This is a genomic window from Stenotrophomonas sp. 05L44_2 (assembly GCF_056665995.1).
The window spans coordinates 1-4,765 of the sequence record NZ_JBFTNR010000297.1 but is presented as its reverse complement, the minus strand read 5'-3'; the positions used below and the strand labels follow the sequence as shown (position 1 = coordinate 4,765).

The window sequence follows — 4,765 nt, the reverse complement described above, 5'->3', positions numbered from 1 at the left end:
CGACCGGCACGGCCTGCGCGCCGTAGGCACCCACCTGCACCGGCGTTGCCTTCAATGCACCGTTGGACGGATTGACCACCCACACGCTGGCCTTGCCATCACTGCCGCGCAGCACAGCCGCCAGCGGCAGCTGCAACGCACCACTGCGCCCGGCGGTGGCAAACACCCGCGCACTCTGGCCCAGTTCCACTTCGCTCAGTGCTTCCGGCGCCAGGCTCACGCGCGTGGCATAGGTGCGCGCCTGTGCATCGGCGGCCGGGGCGATCTCGCGCAGGGTGCCCGGCAGCAGCTGGCCCGGACGGTTCCACAGTTCCACCTGCACCGACTGGCCAACCTTGTAGTCGCGGATGCTGCTTTCCGGCAGCGCGATCAGCACCTCACGGCCACCATCGGCGGCCAGGGTGAACACCGTCTGCCCCGCGCTCACGACCTGGCCGGCTTCGGCCTGGCGGCTGGCGATCACGCCATCGGCGGGCGCGCGCAGCTGCGCGTACTCGGCCTGGTTGCGGGCCACGGCGAGGTTGGCCCGGGCGGCGTTGGCCTGGCCCTGTGCAGCCTTGAATGCCGCCGTCTGCTGGTCCAGTGCCGAGCGGCTCACCAGCTGGTCTTCCGCCAGCTTGGCATAGCGCTTCTGGTCATCGCGCGCGCGCACCAGGTCTGCTTCCGCCGCCGCCAGCTGCGCCTGCGACGCCGCCGCCTGCGAGGCGTAGTCGGCCGCATCCAGCTCGGCCAGCAGCTGGCCCTTCTTCACCCGCTCGCCTGCGTCGACGAAGCGCCTGACCAGGTTGCCGCCAACCCGGAACGACAGTGGGCTTTCCTGGCGGGCACGCACCTCGCCGGGGTAGGCGGCCGCGGCCTGTCCATCCTGCGTGGTGGGATGCACCACCAGCACCGGGATGGCCGCCGCCGGCTCGGCGGCCTGCTTGCCGCACGCTGCCAACACCRCGACCAGTACGCCTACGCCCAACCAACGCATGTTTTTCATGAGGTACAGGACCTGAAAAGAAATCCGGGGGGAACGCGCCGGCAACATACTGTTGCAACGCGGACATTAGTGAACCAGTCGGTATAGTATAAATATCGAACCGCTTGGTCTAGTATTAGCGGAATGAGTTCTCCCACTTCCCGAAAGCCGACGGCCAAGCCCGCTGCCAAGGCTGCCGGTCCCGGGCGCCCCAAGGATCTGGGCAAGCGCGCGGCAATACTCGAGGCAGCCAAGACACTGTTCATCGAACAGGGCTACAGCGGCGTGAGCATGGACAGCATTGCTGCCCAGGCCGGCGTCTCGAAGCTGACCGTTTACAGCCATTTCGGCGACAAAGAGACCCTGTTCTCCGAAGCTGTGCAGTCCAAGTGCATCGAGATGCTGCCCGACGCGCTGTTCGTGGCCGACGTCGAAGGCCCCCTGCGTGACCAGTTGCTGGGCATCGGCATGGCGTTCTTCGAGATGATCACCTCCGACGCGGCCCTGTCGATCCAGCGGATGATGATGGCGCCGGAGACCGACGAGCGCCTGCGCGAACTGTTCTGGCAGGCGGGCCCGCAACGCACCTGCGAGGCACTGGCCGACTTCATGCGTTCGCGTGCCGAGCGCGGCGAACTGGATATCCCGGACTGCTACATCGCCGGCCAGCAGTTCCTGACCCTGGTGAAGGGCGAAGTGCACATGCATATGATGTGCGGCATGCCACTGTCCCCCGTCGAGACCGATGCTGCGATCCATGTGGCCGCCAGTGTGGATTTCTTCCTGCGCGCCTACGCGCCGCGGGGGGCTGGGAATGCTGGATAACCAAAACTGAACGAACCGGAGGTCGCGATGACTTCCGGCACTGCGACCCCGGCCACCCCGCAGCTGATGCTCTGGGCGCGCCGCCGGCCTCCGGCACCGGTAAAATGGCCGGCCCACTGCGCTGGATTTGAACCTCATGACGATTGATTACGCCCACGCCCGCGAACTGATGGTGGAACAGCAGATCCGTCCCTGGGACGTGCTGGACATCAAGGTGCTCGACGTCCTGGCCCGCCTGCCGCGCGAGGCCTTCGTCGCCGACGCGCACCGGGCGCTGGCCTATGCCGATGTCGAACTGCCGATCGGCAACGGCCAGAAGATGATGAAGCCGGTCATCGAGGGCCGTACCCTGCAGGCACTGGATCTGCAGCCGGGTGACGAAGTGCTGGAAATCGGCACCGGCAGCGGCTTCCTGTCGGCCTGCATCGGCGCGCTGGCGCGCGACGTGCTGAGCCTGGAAATCGACCCGGAACTGGCCGCCGCTGCGCGCGCCCGCCTGGATGCCACCGGCCTCGGCACCAACGTGCGCGTGGAAGTGGCCGATGGCCTGGCCTGGCAGACCRAACGCCGCTTCGACGTGATCTGTGTCACTGGCGCCGTCGACGTGGTGCCGTCACAGTTTGCTTCGTGGTTGCGTCCGGGTGGTCGCCTGTATGTCATCCAGGGCCGTTCGCCGGCGATGGAAGCACTGCTGGTGAAGGCCGATGGCAGCACCGAGTCGCTGTTCGAGACCGATATCGATTACCTGCGTGGTGCCGCCCCGGCCCCCCAGTTCCACCTCTGAGTCCAAGGAAGCCGCAATGATMCGCCGATCCCTCGCTGTTGCGCTGGCCACTGCCCTGCTGCCGTTGTCCGCCCATGCCGCCGACCTGCTGCAGGTCTATGAAATGGCGCGCAATGGTGACCCGCAGCTGTCCGCCGCCGAATCCACCCGGCTGTACGACAAGGAAGGCGCCGTGCAGGCGCGTGCTGCCCTGCTGCCGCAGATCAATGGCCAGGCCCAGTTGAGCCGCACCCGCACCGAAGCCGACCATGACGCCAACTCCGGCACGGTCACCAGCAAGCGCCGCAACTACACGATCGACGGTTCGCAGACGCTGTTCAACTGGACGCAGATCAACAACCTGCGCTCGCAGCGCGAGCTGAGCAAGGCGGCTGATTTCACCCTCGACTCGGCCAACGACAACCTGATCGTGCGCACCTCGGCGGCCTACTTCAACGTGCTGGTGGCGATCGAATCGCTGAACGCCGCACAGACCAATGAAGCGGCCGCGAAGAAGCAGTTCGACTTCGCCGACAAGCGCCTGGAAGTGGGCCTGGCGCCGATCACCGACGTGCACGAGGCCCGCGCCCAGTACGACCAGGCGCGCGCCAACACCATCGTTGCGCAGAACACCCTGGCCGATAACTACCAGGCCCTGACCGAACTGACCGGCCAGCCCGTGGTCAACCTGAAGGGCCTGCCGGCCGATTTCCGGCCGGAAGTGCCGGCCAACCGCGGCAACCTGGACCAGCTGGTGCAGCAGGCGACCACGCAGAATCCGGCGCTGAAGGCGCAGGAGCTGAAGGTCGGTGCCGCCGAAGCCGGCGTGCAGGCCGCCCGTGGCGGTCACTACCCGACCCTGTCGCTGGGCGGCAGCTGGGGCAAGAGCGCGACCTGGGGCGACAGCGTCGGCGCCGGTTCGCTCTCCCCCGATGCACGCACCAACAGCATCGGCCTGACCCTGAGCGTGCCGATCTTCTCCGGCGGCGCCACCCAGTCCGGCGTGCGCCAGGCGCTGGCCCAGCGTGACATCGCCCAGGATGGTTTCGAGCAGCAGAAGCGCGCGCTGGACCGCAACACCCGCAATGCCTACCAGACCCTGGTGCAGGGCATCAGCGAAGTGGAAGCGCGCCGTTTGGCCGTGGTTTCCGCGCAGAGCGCCTACGATGCCTCGCAGGTCGGCCTGGAAGTGGGTACCCGCACCGTGCTGGACGTGATCCAGAACCAGCGCATCCTGTTCTCCGCACAGCTGGATTACGCGCAGGCCCGCTACAACTTCCTGCAGAACCGCCTGCTGCTGAGCCAGGCCGTGGGTGGCCTGGATGTCGCCGAACTGCAGGACATCAACCGCCTGCTGACCCAGGACGCGGGCAACCCGTCGACGACCACGAACTGAGTCGGCGCGACCGGCCTGGTCACAAAGCCACCCGCGAGGGTGGCTTTTTTATTGATTGCAGGTGGCCTGCGGTGTGTGGGGGCGCTAGCGCGAACGCCCGGCGCGCCGACGCAACAGGACGCCTGCCAACACGACCGCCAGCACCACCAGCACCGGTAGAAACAGCCGCGACGTGGCTGCCGGCAACAGGCACAGTGCGGTTGCCACTGGGGAGAGCACCATCGGGATCAGCCGTCGTTCGCCGGCCGCGGCCCGCACCTGCCACTGGCTGCGGGCAACGCCGAGGCACACGGCGGCCAGGACCAGCAGGCCTGCGGGCCCCGGCAACTGTGGAAGCCACTCCTCCGGCAGCGACAGCGCCAACGCCGCCGACAGCACGGTCAGCGCCAGCGTCAGCAGCAAACGCGCACCGGTACCCACTGCGCCGGACTTCGGCGGYCAGACTTCCCTCCCCAGCCGCGCTGCCAACAGCAGCAGCACCAACTGCAGGGCCGCCAGCCCCGCGCCGCCCGCCAACGGCAACAGTGGCAGCAACCACTGCAGCTGCGGGATCCCCTGCAACGCCACCGACAGCGGCCGCGTGCTGGCCAACGCAGCAAACTCGACAAGGCCCGACTGCAGCGCAGCCAGTACCATCAGCCACAACATCGCCATCAGCACCGCTGCGCCAGCGGCTCTGGAAACCTGCGAACGAGGGCGCGGCACCCGCCCGGAAAACCCTGCCAGCAGGCCCGCACCCAGCAGGACGCCGAGCAATGCCACGCCCGCTGCCAGCACGCCACCCAACCCGAAGCGATAGGGCGCGGTAGCCGATGGC

At 67.6% G+C, this 4,765-nt stretch carries 4 protein-coding genes and 1 pseudogene; 3 read left to right on the top strand and 2 right to left on the bottom strand.

Annotation, left to right across the window (positions count from 1 at the left end; translation table 11 throughout):
• Positions 1–985, bottom strand: a 985-nt coding sequence (locus tag AC1VAN_RS11805) for an efflux RND transporter periplasmic adaptor subunit (protein ID WP_480985855.1), incomplete at its 3' end; no start/stop codon positions are given.
• Between the two features lie 123 nt (positions 986–1,108).
• On the opposite strand from AC1VAN_RS11805, the gene AC1VAN_RS11800 reads away from it, so the two are divergent.
• The 3 genes from AC1VAN_RS11800 (at position 1,109) to AC1VAN_RS11790 (ending at position 3,948) form a co-directional block, all read left to right on the top strand.
• The gene (locus tag AC1VAN_RS11800) at positions 1,109–1,789 is read left to right on the top strand and encodes a TetR/AcrR family transcriptional regulator (RefSeq protein ID WP_032975445.1); all 681 of its coding nucleotides are present in this window, start codon (positions 1,109–1,111) and stop codon (positions 1,787–1,789) included.
• Positions 1,790–1,925: 136 nt separating this feature from the next.
• Positions 1,926–2,573, top strand: a complete 648-nt coding sequence (locus AC1VAN_RS11795) for a protein-L-isoaspartate O-methyltransferase family protein (RefSeq protein WP_480985854.1) — start codon at positions 1,926–1,928, stop codon at positions 2,571–2,573.
• Positions 2,574–2,589: 16 nt separating this feature from the next.
• Entirely contained in the window at positions 2,590–3,948 is a 1,359-nt protein-coding gene (locus AC1VAN_RS11790; RefSeq protein ID WP_025874136.1) for a TolC family outer membrane protein, read from the top strand.
• An 84-nt stretch (positions 3,949–4,032) separates the two neighbouring features.
• Here the strand turns inward: AC1VAN_RS11790 and AC1VAN_RS11785 are convergent.
• Positions 4,033–4,765, bottom strand: a pseudogene (locus AC1VAN_RS11785) (hypothetical protein); the annotation flags it as partial.